The 20,779-nt window shown below is 75.6% G+C and carries 23 protein-coding genes, 1 tRNA gene and 1 pseudogene; 8 read left to right on the forward strand and 17 right to left on the reverse strand.

Features of this window, described 5'->3' with window-relative positions:
* Positions 1–110: 110 nt before the first annotated feature.
* Complete coding sequence (locus ACI79U_RS16910) at positions 111–1,088, forward strand: glucosyl-3-phosphoglycerate synthase (RefSeq protein ID WP_457070086.1); 978 nt, start codon at positions 111–113, stop codon at positions 1,086–1,088.
* Positions 1,089–1,155: 67 nt separating this feature from the next.
* Here ACI79U_RS16910 and ACI79U_RS16915 read toward each other — a convergent pair whose 3' ends face one another.
* A complete protein-coding gene (locus ACI79U_RS16915) occupies positions 1,156–1,821 on the reverse strand; it encodes an HAD family hydrolase (protein ID WP_457070088.1) in 666 nt (221 codons plus the stop codon).
* Between the two features lie 78 nt (positions 1,822–1,899).
* Between ACI79U_RS16915 and ACI79U_RS16920 the strand changes: the two genes are divergently transcribed.
* Positions 1,900–2,424, forward strand: coding sequence for a DUF5946 family protein (locus ACI79U_RS16920; protein ID WP_457070090.1), 525 nt, complete (start codon positions 1,900–1,902; stop codon positions 2,422–2,424).
* 45 nt (positions 2,425–2,469) lie between these two features.
* A complete protein-coding gene (locus tag ACI79U_RS16925) occupies positions 2,470–3,153 on the forward strand; it encodes a TetR/AcrR family transcriptional regulator (RefSeq protein WP_457070092.1) in 684 nt (227 codons plus the stop codon).
* Positions 3,154–3,159: 6 nt separating this feature from the next.
* Here the strand turns inward: ACI79U_RS16925 and ACI79U_RS16930 are convergent, their stop codons facing one another.
* From ACI79U_RS16930 to ACI79U_RS16940, 3 genes are all read right to left on the reverse strand, one after another.
* Positions 3,160–3,783: a TetR-like C-terminal domain-containing protein gene (locus ACI79U_RS16930; protein WP_457070094.1), complete on the reverse strand. Its 624-nt coding sequence runs from the start codon at positions 3,781–3,783 to the stop codon at positions 3,160–3,162.
* Positions 3,784–3,969: 186 nt separating this feature from the next.
* Positions 3,970–4,299, reverse strand: coding sequence for a hypothetical protein (locus ACI79U_RS16935; protein WP_457070096.1), 330 nt, complete (start codon positions 4,297–4,299; stop codon positions 3,970–3,972).
* Between the two features lie 102 nt (positions 4,300–4,401).
* Positions 4,402–5,292: a 1,4-dihydroxy-2-naphthoyl-CoA synthase gene (locus tag ACI79U_RS16940; RefSeq protein ID WP_457070098.1), complete on the reverse strand. Its 891-nt coding sequence runs from the start codon at positions 5,290–5,292 to the stop codon at positions 4,402–4,404.
* A gap of 78 nt (positions 5,293–5,370) precedes the next feature.
* Between ACI79U_RS16940 and ACI79U_RS16945 the strand changes: the two genes are divergently transcribed.
* Positions 5,371–6,156, forward strand: coding sequence for an endonuclease/exonuclease/phosphatase family protein (locus ACI79U_RS16945; RefSeq protein WP_457070100.1), 786 nt, complete (start codon positions 5,371–5,373; stop codon positions 6,154–6,156).
* Here the strand turns inward: ACI79U_RS16945 and ACI79U_RS16950 are convergent.
* Both ACI79U_RS16950 and ACI79U_RS16955 read right to left on the reverse strand, forming a co-directional pair.
* Complete coding sequence (locus tag ACI79U_RS16950) at positions 6,143–6,826, reverse strand: Pr6Pr family membrane protein (protein ID WP_457070102.1); 684 nt, start codon at positions 6,824–6,826, stop codon at positions 6,143–6,145. The two genes, ACI79U_RS16945 and ACI79U_RS16950, sit on opposite strands and share 14 nt — an antisense overlap.
* Before the next feature lie 44 nt (positions 6,827–6,870).
* Complete coding sequence (locus ACI79U_RS16955; protein WP_457070104.1) at positions 6,871–7,335, reverse strand: NUDIX domain-containing protein; 465 nt, start codon at positions 7,333–7,335, stop codon at positions 6,871–6,873.
* A gap of 115 nt (positions 7,336–7,450) precedes the next feature.
* On the opposite strand from ACI79U_RS16955, the gene ACI79U_RS16960 reads away from it, so the two are divergent.
* Together ACI79U_RS16960 and ACI79U_RS16965 are read left to right on the forward strand one after the other, a co-directional pair.
* On the forward strand, positions 7,451–7,804 hold the full coding sequence (locus ACI79U_RS16960) for a VOC family protein (protein ID WP_457070106.1): 354 nt from the start codon (positions 7,451–7,453) through the stop codon (positions 7,802–7,804).
* A gap of 71 nt (positions 7,805–7,875) precedes the next feature.
* Positions 7,876–8,172 carry a hypothetical protein gene (locus ACI79U_RS16965; protein ID WP_457070108.1) on the forward strand — a complete coding sequence of 99 codons (297 nt, stop codon included), beginning with the start codon at positions 7,876–7,878 and terminating at the stop codon, positions 8,170–8,172.
* A gap of 75 nt (positions 8,173–8,247) precedes the next feature.
* Here the strand turns inward: ACI79U_RS16965 and ACI79U_RS16970 are convergent, their stop codons facing one another.
* From ACI79U_RS16970 to ACI79U_RS16980, 3 genes and pseudogenes are all read right to left on the reverse strand, one after another.
* The gene (locus ACI79U_RS16970) at positions 8,248–8,835 is read right to left on the reverse strand and encodes a hypothetical protein (RefSeq protein ID WP_457070110.1); all 588 of its coding nucleotides are present in this window, start codon (positions 8,833–8,835) and stop codon (positions 8,248–8,250) included.
* Positions 8,835–10,463, reverse strand: a complete 1,629-nt coding sequence (locus ACI79U_RS16975; RefSeq protein ID WP_457070112.1) for a hypothetical protein — start codon at positions 10,461–10,463, stop codon at positions 8,835–8,837. The genes ACI79U_RS16970 and ACI79U_RS16975 overlap by 1 nt, the downstream gene beginning before the upstream one ends.
* 242 nt (positions 10,464–10,705) lie before the next feature.
* Positions 10,706–11,608 (reverse strand): annotated as a pseudogene (locus ACI79U_RS16980) (PDR/VanB family oxidoreductase); the annotation flags it as partial.
* Between the two features lie 203 nt (positions 11,609–11,811).
* On the opposite strand from ACI79U_RS16980, the gene ACI79U_RS16985 reads away from it, so the two are divergent.
* Both ACI79U_RS16985 and ACI79U_RS16990 read left to right on the forward strand, forming a co-directional pair.
* On the forward strand, positions 11,812–12,384 hold the full coding sequence (locus ACI79U_RS16985) for an LOG family protein (RefSeq protein ID WP_457070114.1): 573 nt from the start codon (positions 11,812–11,814) through the stop codon (positions 12,382–12,384).
* 12 nt (positions 12,385–12,396) lie between these two features.
* A complete protein-coding gene (locus ACI79U_RS16990; RefSeq protein WP_457070116.1) occupies positions 12,397–13,530 on the forward strand; it encodes an NAD(P)/FAD-dependent oxidoreductase in 1,134 nt (377 codons plus the stop codon).
* A gap of 10 nt (positions 13,531–13,540) precedes the next feature.
* On the opposite strand, the gene ACI79U_RS16995 is transcribed toward ACI79U_RS16990, so the two are convergent.
* The 8 genes from ACI79U_RS16995 to ACI79U_RS17030 all read right to left on the reverse strand — a co-directional run bounded on the left by ACI79U_RS16995 (position 13,541) and on the right by ACI79U_RS17030 (position 20,590).
* Complete coding sequence (locus ACI79U_RS16995; protein WP_457070118.1) at positions 13,541–14,524, reverse strand: GGDEF domain-containing protein; 984 nt, start codon at positions 14,522–14,524, stop codon at positions 13,541–13,543.
* A 124-nt stretch (positions 14,525–14,648) separates the two neighbouring features.
* Positions 14,649–15,344, reverse strand: coding sequence for a potassium channel family protein (locus ACI79U_RS17000; protein ID WP_457070120.1), 696 nt, complete (start codon positions 15,342–15,344; stop codon positions 14,649–14,651).
* Positions 15,337–16,758 (reverse strand): TrkH family potassium uptake protein, encoded by a 1,422-nt coding sequence (locus tag ACI79U_RS17005; RefSeq protein ID WP_457070122.1) that lies wholly within the window; start codon positions 16,756–16,758, stop codon positions 15,337–15,339. The genes ACI79U_RS17000 and ACI79U_RS17005 overlap by 8 nt, the downstream gene beginning before the upstream one ends.
* Positions 16,759–16,823: 65 nt before the next feature.
* Positions 16,824–17,693, reverse strand: a complete 870-nt coding sequence (locus ACI79U_RS17010; protein WP_457070124.1) for a hypothetical protein — start codon at positions 17,691–17,693, stop codon at positions 16,824–16,826.
* 536 nt (positions 17,694–18,229) lie between these two features.
* A tRNA-Ser gene (locus tag ACI79U_RS17015) sits at positions 18,230–18,317 on the reverse strand.
* 123 nt (positions 18,318–18,440) lie between these two features.
* A complete protein-coding gene (locus ACI79U_RS17020) occupies positions 18,441–19,664 on the reverse strand; it encodes a PucR family transcriptional regulator (protein ID WP_457070126.1) in 1,224 nt (407 codons plus the stop codon).
* 98 nt (positions 19,665–19,762) lie between these two features.
* A complete protein-coding gene (locus ACI79U_RS17025) occupies positions 19,763–20,203 on the reverse strand; it encodes an STAS domain-containing protein (protein ID WP_457070128.1) in 441 nt (146 codons plus the stop codon).
* A 33-nt stretch (positions 20,204–20,236) separates the two neighbouring features.
* Entirely contained in the window at positions 20,237–20,590 is a 354-nt protein-coding gene (locus ACI79U_RS17030; RefSeq protein WP_457070130.1) for a TraR/DksA family transcriptional regulator, read from the reverse strand.
* Positions 20,591–20,779: the final 189 nt, after the last annotated feature.

Raw genomic sequence — 20,779 nt, forward strand, 5'->3', positions numbered from 1 at the left:
TTGCCGCCGACGACGGCGCCCGTCACGCTGATCCGAGGGGTGCGTGAAGTTCACGTGAACGACGCCCCGCCGACGTGCAGGGGGGTGGGGCCGTGCCCGACAGTGGGCTGATGCGACCTGACGCCCGCGCCTGGTTCGAGAACCGCACCACGTCGGCCACCTCGCTGGCCGAGATCGACGTCGACGCCCTCCTGCTGGCCAAGCGCCGCGGCGGGCACCGCGTGAGTGTCGTCCTGCCCGCCCGGGACGAGGAAGCCACCGTGGGCACGCTGGTGCGAGATCTCGTGGATCGCTGGGTGCACGGCATCCCGCTGGTCGACGAGCTGCTGGTCATCGACTCCGACTCCACCGACGCGACCGCCGAGGTGGCCCGCGCCGCCGGCGCCGAGGTCGTCGCCGCCGCCGACGTGCTGCCCGCGCACGGCAGCCGCCGCGGCAAGGGCGAGGCGCTGTGGAAGGGCGTGGCCGCCACCTCCGGCGACCTCGTCGTCTTCATGGACTCCGACCTGCTCGGCGACGTCAGCCACTACGTACCCGGGCTGCTCATCCCGCTGCTGACCGACCCGCGGGTCGACTACGTCAAGGGCTGCTACACCCGGCCGCTCACCGTCGACGGCGAGCACCGCCCGGCCGGCGGGGGCCGGGTCACCGAGCTGACCGCCCGGCCGCTGCTCAACGCGCTGTGGCCCGAGCTGGCCGGCTTCGTCCAGCCGCTGGGCGGGGAGTACGCCGGCCGCCGCGCCGCGCTGGAGCGGGTGCCGTTCGTCTCCGGCTACGGCGTCGAGGTGGGGCTGCTGGTCGACCTGCTCCAGGTCTGCGGCCTCAACGGGCTCGCCCAGGTCGACCTCGGCACCCGCCAGCACTCGCACCAGACCGACGCGGCGCTGGGCCGGATGGCCGGCCAGATCGTCTCCACGCTGCTGGCCCGCGCCGAGCGCGGCCAGCTGGAGCCGGGTGGCCTGCTGACCCAGTTCCAGCACAACGGGCAGCGGTTCGTGCCGAGCAGCACGACCGTCGCGACCGACGAGCGCCCGCCGCTGTGCGCGGTGCCGGAGTACACCGCGCCCCGCGTCGGCGTCGTCGGCTGAGGAAGGACCCCGCTGCCCCCCACCGCTCGCACGCTCGCGGCGGGCCCCTGCAGCGGGGCCGGGGGAGCTAGGCGAGCGGGGTGTCGTCGAGGGCCGCGGTGAGGTCGCCGGGGGTGTCGTAGATCCCGACCGCGCCGGCGTCGAGCAGCTCGTCGTCCCCGAAACCACCGGAGCGGACGACGATCGCCGGCATCCCGGCCTTCTTCGCCGCCTCGACGTCCCACACCGAGTCGCCGATCATCACCGCCGACGCGTCGGGCTCGGCGCCGATCTTCTGCAGCGCCACCTGCAGCAGGTCCGGCGCGGGCTTGGACGCCTCGACGTCGCCGCTGGTGGTCCAGTCCTCGGCGAGGTCCCGGGCGTCGAGCAGGTCCAGGAAGGCGTCGACGTGCTTGGGCTTGCCGGAGCTGGCCAGCACCAGCCGGTGGCCGCGCTCCCTGATCGCCAGCAGCAGGTCGCGGGCGCCGGGCAGCGGCTGCATCTCCCCGACCATCAGGTCGACCTCCTCGACCCAGCGGTCCCGGGCCTGGTCGCCGATCCGCGCCTCGACCTCGTCCCCACCGATGGCGGCGACGAGCTTGTCCCCGCCCATCCCGATGAGCCGGTGCAGCCGCCACACCGGGTAGGTCTCGCCCAGCGAGCGCAGGGCCCGGTACCAGGCGAGGGCGTGCTGGTAGTTCGAGTCGACGAGGGTGCCGTCGACGTCCAGGACAGCGATGGTGGGTTCAGCCATGCCCTCGACCCTGCCCAGTCGCGCGTCGACTCACCCACGCGACCCGGACGGCGCCCCGGTGCGGCACGATCGGTCGGCGTGAGCACCGTCGATCCCCGCGCCCTCGTCCGCGAGCAGTCCGGGCCCCCGACCGAGACGGCGACCTGCCCGGGGTGCGGTGCGGTGCTCGCCGTCGTCCCCGGGTTGACCGCCCGGCACCCGGGCGCCTCGGCCGGGTGCGCGGCGCTGTTCGCGGTGACCGTCCGCGGGCTGCGCGACGAGGCAGCGCAGGACGGCCGGGCCGCCGGGCTGCTGCGCCTGGCCGGCGACGCCTACGACGCCCAGCACCTGCTGCCCGGCGAGCCCGCGACCGCCCCGGTGCGGCTGGGCCTGGCGCTGGAGCGCGGCCGCGTCCCGGCCGCCGACGAGGGCACCGCCGACGCGCCGGTCGGGCTCACGCCGCCGGCCCGCTGGACGACGACGGTCGCCGACCTCGCCGCCGACCTCGACGTCGTCGACCTGCCCGCGCTGGTGCGGTCCTGGGCGACGGCGGTGTGGGCGGACTGGGCGCCGGCGCACGACCGGCTGCGGGCGGCTGCCGGGGGCGCGCGACCCCGGGAGTGAGACCGCTGCCACGTCCACCGGTGGCGGACACCTAGATTGAGTGCCGTGAGCGACGCCACGGGGGGCCGGCGGGAGCTGCGCAAGGCGCAGACCCGGGCCGAGATCCGCAGCGTCGCGCAGCGGCTGTTCGCCGAGCGCGGCTTCGACGGGGTGACCATCGCCGACGTCGCCGCGGCCGCGGACGTCGCCGTCCAGACGGTGTTCAACCACTTCCCGACGAAGGAGGACCTCTTCTTCGACGGCCGGACGCCGTGGGTGGAGCGGACCGCCGCGTCGGTGGCGGCGCGGCCGGACGGGCAGGACCCGACGGCGGCGCTGCGCGACTACCTGCAGGCCGACCTCACCGCCCTGCTGGAGCTGGAGGCCCGGCCGGAGAACCGCAGCTACCTGGAGGCGCTGGCGCACAGCCCGAGCCTGCAGGCGCGCGAGCGCTCCCTGGTCGAGCAGGCCTGGCAGCGGGTGGCCGGTGAGCTGCTCGCGGCCAGCGCCGCCGACGGGGCCCCGGTGGACCCGGTGACCAGGCAGTTCCTCAGCGAGCTGACCGGGGCGCTGTTCATGGTCGCCGGGCGGGTGCTGGTGCTCGAGCACCGCCGGCTGGTGCTGGCCGAGCCGGCCGACGAGGCGCAGCAGGCCCGGGTCCGGGGCCACACCGAGACCACGCTCGACGCCCTGCAGGAGTGCCTCCGCGCGCTGACCGAGCGGCTGGCCGGCGGCGCGACCGGGGCCTGACCGGCCTCAGGCCGTCGTGCCCCCCGGCTCGACGATCGGCAGCAGCACGTCGGTGACCAGCGCCTCGACCTCGGGCATCGGCAGCGGCTCGCTGCCGAACGCGCTGTAGCGCTGCCACCACAGCGCCTGGAGCACCGACCCGAGCAGCGCGATCCGCTCGTGCGGCAGCTCGTGGCCCCGGGCGGCCTCCCGGGCGGCGATCTCCCGGACGACGGCGGCCAGCGGCCGCACCAGCGACTCCTCCAGGCCGGCGCGCAGGTCCGCGTCGTGCCGGGCGGGGCCGACGAGGCTCGCCGCGGCGCGCTCCATCCGCTCCAGCGGGCGGGTCCAGGGGGCGAGCAGCGCGCAGAGGTCGGCGCGCAGCGAACCGGCGTCGTCCGGCAGCTGCACCAGCGTGCCGGTGGTCAGCGCGTGCCGGGCGAGCGCGGCCATGGTGGGCCAGCGACGGTAGATGCCGGCCTTCCCGGCGCGCGCGCGGGCGGCGACGCGGTCGCTGTTGAGCCGTCCCCAGCCCTCGTCGGCCAGGATGTCGACCGCGACCGCGACCAGTTGCTCGGAGAGCTCCGTGGACAGCGGACGGCCCGGCGGACGGGTGCCGGCAGGGCGGAGAGGCGCGTCGGTGGTCGTCACCGTGCAATCGTGCCCAAGAAAGTGGAGTGACCACAACAACCTCGCGCACACAAACTGAATCACAGGTTCCGATTCGAGACCGGCCGGAGCCGACCGGGCTGGGTCGGCGCCGGTCGGTTCCAGCCCGGACGGCCGCACCTCGCGCGACCCGGTCCGGCCGCGCGAGGCGTTGACCTGCCCGTTCGGTCAGGCGGAGGCGGCCGGCTCGACGTGCGCGCGCAGGCTGGCGCCGTCGTCGGCGGTCCAGCCGGCGTCCGCCGCCGCGGCGACCATCTGGTCGAACCGAGGCACCCAGTCGAGGGACCGCGCCTCCCGCCCAGCGGCAACGCGCAGCGCGGCGACGTCCAGGAAGCCGGTGCCGTCCTCCAGCCGCCCCAGGCCGGCCGCGCGCAACGCCCGGTCTGCGTCGGCGTCGCTGAGCGCCCCCAGGGCGAGGCGCAGCCGCCCCAGGTCCTCGACGTCGGCCACCTTCACCTCCGGCACCTCGTCGGCACCGGTGATCACCTCGATGATCATTTCATTACCTCCGTGGGTTGAGTTCGTGGCCGTCACTGGAAGGCCCCCGTGCAGGGCCCCGCCGCGAGCTTGCGAGTGGTGGGGGGCACGGGGGTCCTTTCGCTATACGTGCCAGGGGAACCGGCTGAAGTCCGGGTCGCGCTTGTCCAGGAACGCATCGCGCCCCTCCACGGCCTCCTCGGCCATGTAGGCCAGCCGGGTGGTCTCCCCGGCGAACAGCTGCTGACCGACCAGCCCGTCGTCGATCAGGTTGAACGAGTACTTCAGCATCCGCTGCGCCGTGGGGCTCTTGGCGACGATCCGCCGGCCCCAGTCCAGCGCGGTGGCCTCCAGCTCGGCGTGCGGCACCACCCGGTTGACCATGCCCATGCCGTGCGCGTCGGCCGCCGAGTACTCCTCGCCGAGGAAGAAGATCTCCCGGGCGAACTTCTGCCCCACCTGACGGGCCAGGTAGGCCGAGCCGAAGCCGCCGTCGAAGCTGCCGACGTCGGCGTCGGTCTGCTTGAACCGGGCGTGCTCGGCGCTGGCCAGGGTGAGGTCGGCGACGACGTGCAGGCTGTGCCCGCCGCCGGCCGCCCAGCCGGGCACCACACACACGACCACCTTGGGCATGAACCGGATCAGCCGCTGCACCTCCAGGATGTGCAGCCGCCCCGGGGTGCCGGCCTCCCCCTCGTAGCCGTAGCGGCCCCGCACCCGCTGGTCGCCGCCGGAGCAGAACGCCCAGCCGCCGTCCTTGGGGCTGGGGCCGTTGCCGGTGAGCAGCACGCAGCCGACGTCCCGCGCCAGGCGCGCGTGCTCGAGGACGGCGAGCAGCTGGTCGACGGTCTCCGGCCGGAAGGCGTTGCGCACCTCGGGGCGGTCGAAGGCGACCCGCACGACGCCGGCGTCCACCGCCCGGTGGTAGGTGAGGTCGGTCAGGCCCTCGAAGCCGGGGACCTCCTGCCACGCCGTGGGGTCGAAGATCTCCGAGACGTCCTCGCGTGCGGTCACCCGGCGAACCTATCGCCGCACGCGGCATCGGGCCGGGTGCGAGGGGCGGCGGAGGCACCGCCCGGCTACGGTCGCGCGGTGCGGGTCGGGACGCTCAACCTCGCCTCCGGCCGCGACGCCCGGGGCCGGTCGCTGGACCCCGCGGCGCTGCGCGCAGCCCTCGCCGACGTCGACGTCGACGTGCTCGCCGTGCAGGAGGTCGACGTCGGCCAGCCCCGGTCGCGGCACACCGACCAGCCCACCGAGGTCGCCACCGCCCTGGGGGCGGTCGACTGGCGGTTCGCCGCGACGGTCGCCGGCACGCCGGACCCGTTCCGCAGCTGGCGGCCGGCCGCCCCGGGGATGCGCGGGCCGCAGCAGCCCCCGGCCGGCCCGCAGTACGGCATCGCGCTGTTCAGCCGGCTGCCGGTGCGGCGCTGGTCGGTGCAGGCGCTGGGCGCCGGCCGGGCCCGGCTTCCGGTGCAGGCCCCCGACCCGCGCACCGGGCGGAACCGGCTGTGGTGGTTCCCCGACGAGCCGCGGCTGGCGGTCGCCGCCGAGCTCGACGGGTGCACGGTGATCGGCACCCACCTGTCCTTCGCCCCGCACACCGCGGTGGGGCAGCTGGTGCGGCTGCGCCGCTGGGCGGCCACGCTGCCCGGCCCGGTGGTGCTGGCCGGTGACCTGAACCTGGTCGGTCCGCTGCCGGCGCGGGTCTGGGGCGGACGGCGGCTGGTCACCGGGCCGACCTACCCGGCCCCGGCGCCCCGGGTGCAGTTCGACCACCTGCTCGGGGACGCCGGCGCGCGGGCCGACGACCCGCAGGTGCGTCAGCTGGTCTTCGGCGACCACCGGCTGGTCACCGCCACGATCACCCGGCGGTGACCACCCGCGCCCGCACCCGGGGTGCGCCGGTGGGCGGGAGCCGCCGGTCCAGCAGGCCGACCACCAGCAGGAACGCCACCGCCAGCGCGACGACGACGCCGAGGTTGCGCAGCGCGGTGCCGTAGCCCAGCGCCTGCGCGTCGAGGAAGCCGTAGGGGTACCAGCCGGTCACCGCCCCGTGCGAGAGCGTGTAGGCGATCCAGGCCAGCGGCCAGCCCAGCGCGGCGGCGATCGCGGCGCCGCTGACCCGCGGGCGGGGACCGAACACCAGCCAGCCGACGACGGCGACCACCGGGACGACGTAGTGCGTGGCGGCGTTGGTCCACCAGCCCAGGCCCTGCGGGTGCGTCGTCGGGACCAGGACGGCGGCGAACACCAGGCCGGTCACCGAGATGCCGAGCAGCGCGTCCAGCCGCACCACCCGCCAGATCCGGCCGTCCTGCCCGGGGTCGCGGACCAGGGGCAGCGCGGCGGCCAGCACCAGCAGGTTGGACTGGATGGTGAACCAGCCCAGGAAGCGGACCACCCGGGCGAGCACCCCGGCGTCGCTGCCGCTGTCGAGCAGCGCGCGGACCAACTCGGTGCCGACCGAGGCGGCCACCAGGACGGCCAGGACGCCCCACCAGACGCGGGCGGCCGGGGTCCGGGAGCTGGGCGCGGCGTGGGTCACCCGGTCAACGTCGGCCGGACGGCGCCGAACTCCAGCCGGGCGGCTCAGCCGAGCAGCGGCAGGAGCACCGGCAGCGAGGCGGCCAGGCCCGGGTGCAGCAGCACGTCGGGCAGCGCCGCGACGCGGAACCAGCCGACGCCCGCGCTCTCGTCGCTGAGCACCAGGTCCGCGGCGTCGAGCGGGCCGGCCGGTGCGGCGAGCACCGTGGTGTAGCGCCAGCCGCCGTGGTCGTCGACCGACTCCGCGCCGAGCACCAGGTCCGCCCGGCGCAGCCCCAGCTCCTCCCCCGCCTCCCGCAGCGCGCCGTCGGCCGCGGACTCGGCGGGGTGCAGCGCGCCGCCGGGGGTGCCCCAGGTGCCGCCGTGGTGCGACCAGCCGACGCGCAGCTGCAGCAGCACCTCGACGCCGTCGGCGCCGTCCCGGTGCACCAGCAGGCCGGCGGCCCCGGCCAGCCCCCAGTGCCGGTGCCCGAGCGCGCAGGTGGTCCAGCCGTCGGTCGGGGAGCGCACCGCCGTCCTCTCGTCGTCGTGGTCCGGCCCGCCAGTCTGCCGCGCCGACGCGGGGGTTGCCGCCCGGTCGCCCGGGGAACTGGCGGGGCACGACCTGATCGAGCTGAGGAGAGTCATGGCCAGCGGAGTGGCGAGCGTCTGGGTGCCGGTCGACGACATGGACCGGGCCCGGGCGTTCTACCGGGACACCCTCGGGCTGAGCGAGGGCAAGACCACCGACGACTGGAGCGAGTTCGACGCCAACGGCCTGATGATCGGGCTCAACGCCCGCGAGGGGACGGCCCACTCGCACGGCGGCGCCGTGATCACCTTCCAGCCCGACGGCGACCTGGACGCCGAGGTGGCCGCGCTGCAGGACAAGGGAGTGGAGTTCAGCGGCGGGATCAGCGAGCACCCGTGGGGCCGGCTCGCCCCGTTCAAGGACTCCGAGGGCAACGACCTGCAGTTCTACGCACCGCCGTCGTCCTGACGTCGTCCTGACGTCGTCCTGACACCGCCCCTGCGCCGGGCCCGGGCCGGGTCCGGCGCAGGATGGGCGGCATGGAGACCGTGCAGCTGCGCCGCTACCAGCTCGAGCCCGGCCGGATGGCCGACTTCCTGGCCTGGTTCCCCACCCTGACCCCGGTGCGGGAGCAGTACGGGTTCCGGCTGCTGTTCGCCCTCGCCGACGACGAGCACGAGACCTTCACCTGGGCGGTGGCGCACGACGGGGACGCCGAGGAGTTCCGCCGGGTCGAGGCCGAGTACAACGCCTCCCCCGAGCGGGCCCGGGTGTTCGAGACCTTCCCGGCGTGCATCGCCACGATGGAGATCGGCTTCGCCACCCCCGTGGTCTGACCCCCTCGGGGGCGAAGATGGCCATGTCCGCCCCTCCGGAGAGTGGCGGACATGGCCATCTTCGCGGGGAAGGGGTCAGTGACCCCCGCCCGCGCAGCAGACGTGCGGGTTCTCGACCTCGAACGGGGTGAACACCCCGCCGGCGGCCCGCTCGACCAGCAGCGTCATCCGCCCACCGGTCAGCTGCGGCCGGAGGAAGCCGTTCGGGCCGGCGTCGACGACGTCGTCCGGGCCGATCGTCGCGCCGACCGCCGTCACCTCCTCGATCGGGGTGGTGGCCACCAGCTCGGCCACCGCCACCCGCCCGCGGACGGCGTCGGCACCGGGGCAGCGGACCACCCGCCCGGCCACCGCGGACGGCGCCTCGGCCAGCGCCGTCCGGGCCGGGGACTCGTCGGTGCCGCCGTCCGCCGCGGCCTCCACCAGCACCGGCCCGCCGAGCTCGCGGGCGAGCGCCGCCCGCGCCCCCGCCGGGTCGGCCGGCGGACCGGAGAGCCGGATCGACACCCCGATCCGCGGGTCCGCGGCGGAGCGGTCCACATGGGTGCAGACCAGCTCCGCCGCGGCCCCGGACCCGGCCAGGGCCCGGTCGACGGCCGCCAGCAGGTGGGCGTCCGCGGGATCGCGCTCCGCGGACGCACCACCCCACCAGAGGCCGCTCATCAGATGGCGTCGACGAAGACCGGGTTCGCGTAGAACCAGAGGTCCTCCCACGGGTTGGCGTCGCCGACGACGTCCATCGGCGGGTTGCCGTCGGCGTCCAGCTGGTTGCCGTCGCTGCCGCGCAGGCGCACGTAGAACGAGCGGTCGACCTTCGTGAACGTGTGCTCGAAGGTCCACTGCGCCCGCCTGCGACCGACCTCGAAGGTCTTCACCACGCGGGTCTCCGGCGCGGTGAAGGTGTCGCGGTCGCCGGCCGGGCCGGTGACCGGGCCGCTGATCACGTCGACCTTGGCGAGCTTGGGCACGTCGCCGTTGGCGTTCGCGCCACCGGCCACCTTGACGGTGATCGTCACGGTGACGTCGCCGCCGCGGCGGACCCAGGTGCGGCCACCGAGCGTGGCGCCCTGCGCGTCACCGTGCTGCGCCGAGCGCACCCGGACGTCCAGGCCCTCGATGATCCGGCCGTGCACCGCGACGACCTTGCCGGCCTGCAGCGCCTGCATGATGCCGACGTAGGAGCGGGACTGGGCCGCCACCAGGGTGCTGCTGTACTGGCCGGGCCAGAAGTCGCCGTACTGGGTGATCGGCCGGCCGGTGTCGATCGGGTCGCCCTTGGTGCCGTGGACGTTGAAGTCCAGCGGCCCCTGGGTGCGGGTGTCGCGGAAGACCCGGTGCGAGTCCGAGGTGGCGGTGACCCACCACGGCTTGCCCTCGGCCAGCAGCGAGTCCCACATGCCGCCGACGGTGGAGGTCATCCAGTCGAAGCCGCCGAAGGTGCGGTAGGACTCCGGCGGGTACGCCATGAAGCGGGTGGGGTTGGTGCCGGCGTTGTCGTAGTAGCCGCGGCCGCTGCCGGGCCCGCCCTGCGACGTCGGGATGCCGGCGGCCTGGTGACCGGGCGCGCCCTCCATGCCGACGGCGACCTGCGGGGCGGCGTCCCGCCAGTTGCGCATCTCGTGCGGGCTGTCGATGCCCTGCCGGCTCGGGTGGTTGGCGAACATCAGCGCGATCTCGGTGCGCCGGTTGCGCACCTGGTTGTCCAGGTACTTCAGCGCCTCGATCGCGTAGGGCTCCACGTTCCCGGTGACGCCGTTGGCCGCCAGCGCGCTGCCGTCGTAGCCGGCCTCGAAGGCCTTGAGGATGTCGACGGTCGCGTTGCCCGGGGGGAGCATGACCGTGGCGTGCTCGGCGCCCGGGATGTTCCACTCCAGGCCCTGGTAGATCATCGTGCCCGCGTACTGCTTGCGGACCTTCTCGATCTCCGGCGTGATCTTGTCGATCGACAGCTTCTGGTGCGCCACGCCGCCGTGGTCGGTGATGACCATCCAGTCCAGGCCGTACTGGCGGCCCTTGATGACCTGGGTCAGCACGTCGTACTGCGCGTCGGGCGAGTACTTGGTGTGGACGTGGTGGTCGCCGGCGAGGTACTGCATCCGGCCGTTCCAGGGGTTGGTCGTCGTGCCGGCGTCCGCGGCGCGCGCCACACCCTGGCCGACACCGGCGACCCCGCCACCGACGGCGGCGGCAGCCCCCGCGACGGCGGCCGCGGTGGCCAGGAAGGCGCGGCGCGAGACCGACAGCGGGTCGCCGGCCTGCGGGTCGACCCAGGTGCCCTCGACCGCGGTCACCTCGCCGTGGTGGTGGTCGTGGTCGTGCTGTGGTGACCGTGTCCGTGGTCGTGATCGTGGCTCATCGCGTACTCCCGCATCGTCCGTGGCGCATCCGTCGCGGGGACTCTGCGGGGCACCCGCCACCAACGGGTGACACGGAGTGCCACAGCGGGTGAACAGCTCAGGACGCACGGCGACGCGCGCCGCGCCGCGCTCCGGCGGGGACGGCGGTCGGTCCGGCGGGCGGTCCGGCGGTCGGCTCAGAGGTCGAGGACCAGCCGTGGGCAGGCCGCGCGGGACACGCAGATGAACATCGTCTCGCCCGCCGCCTGCTCCTCCGGGGTGAGCAGCGAGTCCCGGTGGTCGACCTCCCCCGCCAGCACCGTGGTCTCGCACGTGCCGCAGGTGCCCTCCTGGCAGGAGGAGAGCACGGGGACCCCGGCCTCCTCGGCCACCTCGAGGATCGACCTGTCCGGGGGGACGGTCAGCGTGAGCCCGGAGGCGGTCAGCTCGACCTCGAAGGAGTCGCTGCGCACCGGCGCGCCCTGCTCCTTGGGTGCGAAACGTTCCACGTGCAACGTGCCGGGCGGCCAGCCGGCGCACTGCGCCTCGACCGCCCTCAGCAGCGGCTCGGGCCCGCAGCAGTAGACCAGCGTGCCCGGCCGCGGGTCGGCCAGGATCCGCGCGAGGTCGATCAGCCCCACCTCGTCCTGCGGGTGCAGCGTCAACCGGGGGCCGCAGGCGGCCTGCAGCGTGTCCAGGAAGGCCATCGACGTGCGGCTGCGCCCGCCGTAGTGGAACTCCCACTCGGCGCCGGACCGCTCGGCGGCGACCGCCATCGGCATGATCGGGGTGATCCCGATGCCGCCGGCGATGAAGACGTACCGGGGCGCGGGCTCCAGCGGGAAGTTGTTGCGCGGCCCGCGGACGTCGACCTCGCTGCCCTCGACGAGCCGGTCGTGCACGTACACCGAGCCCCCGCGCCCGGCGGGCTCGCGCAGCACGCCGATCTGCCACCGGGAGCGGTCTGCCGGGTCGCTGCACAGCGAGTACTGCCGCACCGCACCGTCGGGCAGGGCGAGGTCGACGTGCGCGCCCGGCGCCCAGGCGGGCAGGTCGGCGCCGGAGGGGTCGCGCAGCTCGAGGACGGCGACGCCCTCGGCGCCGACGGTGCGCCGGGTGACCCGCAGGCGCAGGTCGACCTCGTCGTGGGTGGTGTGCACGCAGGTGCCTCCGGTGACGTCGTCGTCGAACCCGTCGAGGGTGACCGCCGTCACCGCCGTCCGGGGTGCGGCTTCCACGCTGCGGAAGCTCGACGGGACGGGCGCGCAGGCCGCGCCGGGGGCGCTCCCCTACCGTGGTCGGCGTGCGCATCGCCGTCTTCACCGGCTCCCAGGCCGGCCCGCAGAGCCACCAGCGCGCCGCCGCGACGTTCGCCACCGACCTCGCCGAGGCGGGGGTCGGCATCGTCTACGGCGGCGGGCACGTCGGGCTGATGGGGGTCGTCGCCGACGCCGCGCTGGCCGCCGGCGGCGAGGTGGTCGGGGTGATCCCCCAGCACCTGGTGGACGACGAGCTGGCCCACCCGGGGCTGCCGCGGCTGGAGGTCGTGCAGACCATGCACGAGCGCAAGGCCGCGATGGCCGACCTCGCCGACGCCTTCGTGGCGCTGCCCGGCGCCGCCGGGACCCTCGAGGAGCTGTTCGAGGCCTGGACCTGGGGGATGCTCGGCCTGCACGCCAAGCCGACCGCGTTCCTCGACGTCGACGGGTTCTGGCAGCCGCAACTGGCCCAGCTGCGGCGGATGGTCGACGACGGCTACCTGGCGGCCAACCGGCTCGAGGCGCTCGGGGTCGTGCAGGACGCGGCCGGCCTGCTGGCCTTCGTCGACGAGTACGAGCACCCGGCCCGCAAGTGGACGCCCACCCCGGCCGCCTGAACGGTGCCTGACGTGGAGCACGTCGACGTCCTCGTCGTCGGCGGCGGGCCGGCCGGGGCCGCCTGCGCCGCGGCGGCCCGCCGGGCAGCGCCGGACGCCGACGTGCTCGTGGTCGACCGGGCCGACTTTCCCCGGGACAAGGTCTGCGGCGACGGGGTGGCACCGGAGGTACTGGACGTCCTCGCCACCCTCGGCCTGGACGTCGCCGCGCTCACCGACGGCTTCCCCGGGGTGCCGCGGCTGCGGCTCACCGGGCCCGGCGGGGACGTCGTGGAGCGGGCCACCCGCCGCCCGTCCGTGGTGGTGCCGCGCGCGGTGCTCGACGGCCGGCTGCTGGCCCAGGTACTCGACGGCGGGGTGCTCGGCGGCGGGGTGCGGTTCGCCCGGCACACGGTGCGCTCGGTGACCGACCGGGGCGGGCACGTGGACGTCGACGGGCGCTTCCGCGCCTCCGTGGTGGTCGGCGCCGACGGGGCGGAGTCCGTCGTCCGGCGGGCGGTGGGCGTGCCGCCGAACCGGGCCGACCGGCTGGCGGTGGCGATCCGCGGGTACGCCCCCGAGCCGCCCGGCCAGGCCGGCGTGCAGGTGGTGACCACGACCGACCAGCGCTGGCCGGCCTACGCCTGGTCGTTCCCGATCGGCGACGGCCGGGCCAACGTCGGGTACGGGGAGCTCGTCTCGGGCGGGGTCACCCGCACCGAGCTGGTCGCCGGGCTGCACCGGCTGCTGCCGGGCGTGGAGCCCGAGCAGCTGCGCGCGCACCGGCTGCCGCTGTCCACCGGGCACCCGCGCACGCCCGACGGCCGGGTGCTGCTGGCCGGCGACGCGCGCTCGCTGATCAACCCGCTGACCGGCGAGGGGATCTTCTACGCGGTGCTCTCCGGCGCGCTCGCCGGGCTCGCCGCCGCGCACGGCGACCGGGCCGGGGCGGTGCACCGGGCGATGCTGGCCCGGCGGCTGGGCGGGCACCTGCGCTCGGTCCGGGTGGCCTCGCAGCTGTCCCGCTGGCCCCGGCTGATGGACGGCGTCGTCCGGGCCGCCGCCGCGGACGGGGCGGTGTTCGACGACGTCGTCGCGCTCGGGCTGGCCGACGGGCGGCTCACCGCCCGTACCCTCGCCGCCACCGCCCGCTCGCTGCGGCGGTGACCACCGGGGGTCAGACGGCGAGGGCGACCCGGCCACGACCGGCGCGCTTGGCGGCGTACAGCGCGGCGTCGGCGGCCGCGTAGAGCTCCTCCAGCCCGGTCGCGTGCAGCGGCGCGTGCGCGACGCCCAGGCTCACCGACAGCGCCAGCAGCGAGCCGTCGGGCAGCCGCACCGGGGAGGCGCGGACGGCGTCGAGCACCTCGGTGGCCCGGCGGGCGGCGACGTCGGGCGGGCAGTCGGGCAGCAGCACCGCCAGCTCGTCCCCGCCCATCCGGCTGAGCACGGCGTCCCCGGCGCGGACCACGCCGCGCAGCACCCCGGCCACGTGCACCAGCGCGTCGTCGCCGACCGGGTGACCGTGCTGGTCGTTGATCGCCTTGAACGAGTCGACGTCGACCAGCACCAGGGCAGTGCCGTGCGGGTGCAGCGGGGCGGCCAGGGCGCTGGCCAGCGCCGCGTCGAGCACCCGGCGGTTCACCAGACCGGTGAGCGAGTCGGTGCTCGCCTGCCGGTGCAGCGCGGCGACCAGGCGCTCCTGGACGTCGCCGGCGCGCACCAGCATCAGCGAGATGGTCACCAGCACGCTGCCGAAGAAGATCAGGTCGGTCAGCGCCGGCTCGGCCGGCACGAGCAGCAGCAGGACGGCGGCGTCCAGCAGCACGGCGGCGGCGGTGACCACCGCGACCGCGCCCCGGCGCAGGTGCGCGGCGACCCAGAGCACCGGGAAGGAGAGGAACGCCTGGCCGGCCGCCGACGGGTCGCGGGTGATCACGTTCATCGCGCACACCAGCACCACGCCGACCAGCCCGAGCCCGGCGAAGACCCCGTGGCGGTCCAGCCACTCGGCGGGCACCAGCAGCACCACCACCCCGACGGCGACCAGCAGCGCGACCGTGCCCCAGGAGGCGGCGCGGGTGGTGGCGCTGACCGAGTTGGGGCCGAAGGTGGTGAAGGCGGACATGACGACGGCGCAGACGGCGATGATCGGCAGCACCGTGCGTGCTGCGGCCCGCGGGTCACGGGCTCTCATCGACGTCGGCGGGTGCACACCTGGTCAACGACAGCCAGGAAGATCGACTGTCCCGATCGCACCCCGCCCGCCCCCAAGGGGTGAGGTCTCAGGCGCGCTGGCTGAACTTCTCGGCGAGCTTCGTCCGGCCGGCCACGATGATCACGTCGTCGGGCTCCAGCACGGTGTCGGCGGTGGCGTAGGTGAAGCCCTCGCCCGGGCGCTTGACCGCCACCACCGTGACCTGGTGCCGGGTGCGCACGCCGGTGTCCCCCAGCCGCTTGCCGAGGGTGTCCGCCGGCGGCCGGGTCTTGACCATGGCGAAGTCGTCCTCGAACTGGATGTAGTCCAGCACCATGCCGCGGACCAGGTGCGCGACCCGGCGGCCCATGTCGTGCTCGGGGTAGACCACGTGCGGGACGCCGAGCTGGCGGAGGATCCGGCCGTGCGGCTCACTGAGCGCCTTGGCCCACAGGTCCTCGATGCCGAAGCTGAGCAGCAGCGAGGTGGTGAGGATGCTCGCCTCGACGTCGGTGCCGATGCCGACGACGGCCAGGTCGAAGTCGGGCACGGACAACTGCCGCAGCGCCTCCTCCTTGGTGGAGTCGGCCCGCACCACCTGGGTGAGCCGGCCGTTGAGCTCCTGCACGATGTCGGGGTCGGCGTCGATGCCGAGCACCTCGGTGCCGGCCTCCATCAGCTCGAGCGCCAGGGCCGAGCCGAACCGCCCCAGCCCGATGACGACGACCGCGTTGGACGGGGACCGCCGGCCGCCGGAGCGGCGGGGGTGCAGCCAGTCAGCCAATGACGGGTCGCTCCTTCGGTAGTTCGTAGGCCTGGGTGCGCTGCCGCAACGCCAGCGCCGAGGCCAGGGTGATCGGACCGAGCCGGCCGATGAACATCAGCGCCACCAGCAGCAGCTGGCCGAACCCGGGCAGGTCGGCGGTGATGCCGGTGGACAGTCCCACGGTGGAGAACGCCGAGACCACCTCGAACAGCACCCGGTCGAGGGTGAAGGGGGTGGCGACCAGCAGCGCCAGCACCGGCAGCCCCACCGCCATGACCGACAACAGCACCACGGTGATCGCCTGCCGCTGCACCGAGCGGGGCAGCCGCTTGCCCAGCACGTTCACCGCCCCCTCGCCGCGGATCTCGGTGAGCACGATGAAGACCAGCACGAAGAACGTGGTCACCTTGATCCCGCCGGCGGTACCGGCGGGCCCACCGCCGATGAACATCAGCACGTCGGTGACCAGCCAGCTGGCCGGCTCCATGGCGGCGACGTCGACGACGTTGAACCCCGCGGTGCGCGGCATGACCGCGGTGGTGAACCCGGCCAGCAGCTTGCCGGGCACCGACAGCAGGCCGAGCGTCGCCGGGTTGCGCCACTCCAGCGCGGTGAGCAGGACGGTGCCGACGGCGAGCAGCACCCCGGTGCCCAGCAGCACCAGCCGGGTGTTCATCACCCACTTCCGCGGCACCAGCAGGTCCCGCCGCAGCTGCATGAGCACCGGGAAGCCGAGCCCGCCGGCGATGACCGCGACGTTGATCGGCAGGCAGATCCACGGGTCGGTGGCGAACGGGATGAGGTTGGCGGTGAACAGCGCGAAGCCGGCGTTGTTGAAGGCCGAGACCGCGTGGAAGACGCCGTTCCACAGCGCCTCGGGGAGGCTCTGGTCGTAGCCGAGGGCGAACCGCGCCGTCAGCAGCAGGGCGATGACGGCCTCGAACCGCAGGCTGATCGTGGCCACCCCGACGACCACCCGGCGGATGTCGCCGACGTCGACGCTCTTGGTCTCCGCCGCGGCGTTGAGCCGGGCGCGGAGCCCGAGCCGGCGGGCGAGCACCAGGCCGAGCACCGAGGCGAGGGTCATGATCCCGAACCCGCCGACCTGGATCAGCGCGAGGATCACCGCCTCGCCGAAGCCGGTCCAGTAGGTGGGGGTGTCGACGACGACCAGCCCGGTCACGCAGACCGAGGAGGTGGCGGTGAACAGCGCCGTCAGCAGCGACGGGCTGCCCTCGGGCACGCTGGCGATCGGCAGCCAGAGCAGCAGCGTGCCGACCGAGACCGCCAGCGCGAACGCGGCGACGACGACCTGGGCGGGGTGCCGCAGGTGCGGCCAGCGGCGCCAGCGGGTGGGCAGTTCGCCCTCGGCCCGCCGACGGCGGGCAGCACGGCCGGGGCGCCGCGTCGGGCGGCTCGTCGACGCGGGCACGGCGAGACCCTAGGCGACGGCGAGCTGGGCGATGCCCCGGCCGGCGGGCGCCTCCCCGCCCCGCCTCACCAGGAGGTCCGGGCGTCGGTCACCACGGAGCAGCCCGACGAGCCGATCGGCGCCACCAGGAAGCCCAGCCGCTCCAGGCACTCGGCGACCGCGGCGTTCATCGTCTGCTGCACCGCGGTGACCGGGCCGGCGCCGCGCACCTGGTCCCGGCTCATCCGGTCGTGCTGGTGCCAGCTGACCAGGACGCCGGCGCACGCGGGCTCCGGGGTGAGGCACACCCCACCGGCCGTGCCGCTGCCCGCGCAGTCGTGCACCGGGAGACCGGCCTCGACGAGCGCCGCGGCCACCTCGACCACCAGCGTGACCGTCGGGTCGTCGTCGTCGAGCCACGCGTCCCAGTGCTCGGGCAGCCGGTCGAGCTGATCACCCAGCTCGGTCAGCCAGGCCTGCTCGTCCGGGGTCTGCCGCTGCGTCACCCCGCCGTCCGGGCGCCGGACGCCGTGCACCGCCTGCGCCGAGGCATCCACCGCCCCGGTGAGGCCGGCCCAGTCCGCGTCGACCCGGTCGGAGAAGGGACCGGCGACCACCCGGTGGTCGTCCGGGGCCACCAGCCACCAGGCCGGCGCCGACCCACCGGCGGCGGACCGGCCGGCCGGGCGGGACTGCGGCATGGTCGCGACGCTGCCGGAGGCACCCTCCCGGGCGTGCTCGGTGGCCACCCCACCGGGACCTGCCCGGTGGGGAGCCACCGGGACCGGACCGGTCGTGCCCGGAACGGCCGTGCTCGTGACGGCCGCCTGCTGCCGGGCGCCCTGCACCCGGTTGCGCTCGAACTCGTACCGCGCCGTGGAGCGCACACCGAGGGCGATCACCAGGCCGGCGAGGAGGAGGAACCCGAGCCCCGAGACGGTCGGCCAGAAGAGCATCACGCGTCACCCGTCCGAACGGGCGCGAGCAGCTCGGGGCACGCCAGCTGGCCGTCGTCCGTGGCGGGGCGGGTACGTGATGACGCGGGCATGGGCACGCGACTCTCCTCGGGTGTCCGTCGCGGCGGGAAGTACCGCGGACAGCCGGAAACGTAGGTCCCTCCCGGGTGTGATGCGGACCTCCAGGACGGACCCCCGCCACCGCCGTCACCCGATCGTTGCCTGAGCCCTCCCGGCGGCCGGTGACCGTCCTGCCGGGTGACCACCTGTCGACTCGACGACCCCGGCGACCTGGGCTTTTGCCCGGAATCCGGTCGGTGAGCGCCCAGCGCGGTCGATGACCTCCGGCACCCCCGGGCGGATCGGCGTGGCGGACGAGGGCGCCGGCCGGGAGGGCGCGAGGAACTCGGGGCTCGCGGTCCGGCTCCGCGAGTGAGGACGGCGCTCCGGGTGACCGGGCCGGCGCAGGGCCCTCCGTACCTGGGCCGGACGGGGCGACCGGCAGGGTGGACGGACCCGGCGAACGGGCGGCTGAGCGGAGGGCGTGGGATTCGAACCCACGAAGAGGGGTTACCTCTTAGCGGTTTTCAAGACCGCCGCCATCGGCCACTAGGCGAGCCCTCCTCCGAGACCCCGGTCCGCGGTGGAGCTCACGGGCCAGGGGGTCGGCGGTGTCGACGGTAGCAACGCGGGCCACCGTGGCCGCGGACCCGACCGCCGGCCGCGCCCTGCGCCGTCGCGGGCGGGTCACGGCTCGGCCGGCAGCGGCCGCGCCGGCCACTCCAGCAGGCGGGCGCCGAGCACCGCCGCCTGCAGCGAGAAGCGCTGGTCGGGGCGGTTGACGTGGTGCCCGGTCAGCTGGGCCACCCGGGTCAGCCGGTAGGTGACCGTGCGGACCGAGACGTGCAGCCGGCGGGCCGCCTCGGTGGCGACCTCGCCGGCGGCGAAGTAGGCGCGCAGCGTCTCCAGCAGCGCCGCCGGCCCGCCGCGGACCTGCGTCAGCGGACCCAGCACGTCGCGGACCAGGTCGGCGATCGCGGCCTGGTCCCGGCCGAGCACCCGGTACACCAGCAGGTCACCGGCGTGGACGACGTCGTCGTCCAACTCGAGCCGGTCGGCGACGGTCAGGCTCTCCCGGCACTCCTCGTAGGACCGGGCCACCCCGTAGGCCCCGGGGAAGGCGCGGCCGGCGGCCACCCGCCAGCGTCCGGGGATCCGCAGCCGCTGCAGGTCGTCCCACAGCAGCCCGCCGATGTCCCGCCCGCGCGCCGCGGCGCCGGCGGACGCCCGGGAACCGGGCACCAGCGCGACCACCCGGCCGTCCTTGGCGGCGACCAGCACCTCGCGGTCGCCGAACCGGTCGACCACGGCACGCTCCAGCACGGTGGCGGCGCGGGCGACGTCGCCGTCGGTGCCCCGCGGGGCGATCAGCGCCACGTGGTGCGGCTTGCCGAGGTCGATGCCGAACAGCGCGGCGCGTTCCACCAGGGTCGAGACGTCGGCATCACCGCGCAGCAGGTCGTCGACGAACTCCGCACGCAGCGTCTCCTCCCGGCGGATCATGTCCCGCCGCTCGGACTGGTGCCCGTCGACCAGCACCCCGGTGGCCTCGGCGAGCGCGCGCAGCACCGCCTCGGCAGCGCCGCGCACCACCTCCGCATCCGCGGAGCGCACCACGAGGGGCAGCTGACGCCACAGCCGCCAGGCCGCGGACAGGTACAGGTCGACGGCGGGGCGCGCCCCGACCCCCTGCGCCGCGGCCCGCCGGCCCAGCTCGCGGACGGCGCCCAGCTCCCGGGGGCCGGGACGCCGGCCGTGGATGGCGGCGTCGGCGAGCAGGGGCAGGTACTCCCCGAGCAGTTCCGCCGGCGCGTGCGCCTCGGCTGCGGCCGAGACGCCGATCGCGGTCAGCCAGTCGTCGGCGGCCGCGCTCCCGGCGGATCGCCCGGTGGGGTGCGGGCTGCGGCTCATGGGCCCTCCTGGTCGTCGTTGCCGCCGATCGGCAAGGACGAGGGTGCCCGAGGCGGGCACCGGCGCCCCCGGCGGGTGCCCCGGCGCTGGCGGTCGGCTCAGCGACGCACCCGCCGGCGGGCCGGGTACCGGCGCCGCATCGTGCGGCCACCGGCCCCGGCGGCGCCTCGTGACGGGGCGCCCACCCGGGCCGGGGCGACGTCGACCCGGGCGGCGAGCCCGGTCAGCTCCAGCAGACGCAGCACGCACCGGCGCCCGCCGGTGCGGATGACCATTCGCGCGCCCCGAGCGCGGCAGCCCCGGTGCGCCCGGGCCAGCGCCGCCACCCCGGCGGCGCCGAGGAAGGTCACCTGCCCCAGGTCGACGACGAGCTCAGCGACGCCGGGGCGTCCGGCCTGCGACGCCAGGCAGGCGTCCAGCACGGGGGCGGTGCTGGCGTCGACCTCGCCCACGACCTCCACCACCACCCGGCCGGGCCGGGCGTCGGGGACGGCCGTGACCGACAGCAGCTGATCGGGGGCGGCTGGGGTGGACAGCACGAGGGGCTCCGGGGCGGAGGGGGACCGCACCGGTCAGCGCGCCGCCGACTGGCAGTCCACGCAGGCGGCAGCGAACGGCCGGAGCTCCAGGCGCTCGGCGGGGATCCCGGTACCGCAGTGCGCGCAACGGCCGTAGGTGCCCCCCTCGATCCGCGCCAGTGCGGCGTCGATCTCCTCGATGGTCTCCAGCAGGCTGGTGGCGCGGCCGAGGGCGACCGGATCCGGCACCGAGGTGGCGATGTCGGACAGGACCAGCTCGCGCTGCCGCACCGCGTCGGCGCGCTGCTCCTCGAGCAGCACCCGGAAGGGCTCCCAGCTCGACCCGGGGCCTGCAGCGGTGCTGGTGGACTCGGTGTTGGTGGACGTGGTCTTGGTGGGGACGGACATGGTGATCTCCTCCGACGAGCAGAAGGCGCGCCCACCGAGAGGGGGACGCGCCTGGGGACGTGAGCTGGACGACCGTGAGGTCAGCGCACGCCTGGCGGCGCCCGGTCTCGGTCCGGTCGCCCGAGGTGGACGCCCCGCAGGCGACCGGCACCCGGGACGGGCGCCGCGCCGGCGCCCACCGGCGAGAGC

The sequence above is a fragment of the Modestobacter sp. SYSU DS0904 genome, assembly GCF_054051115.1.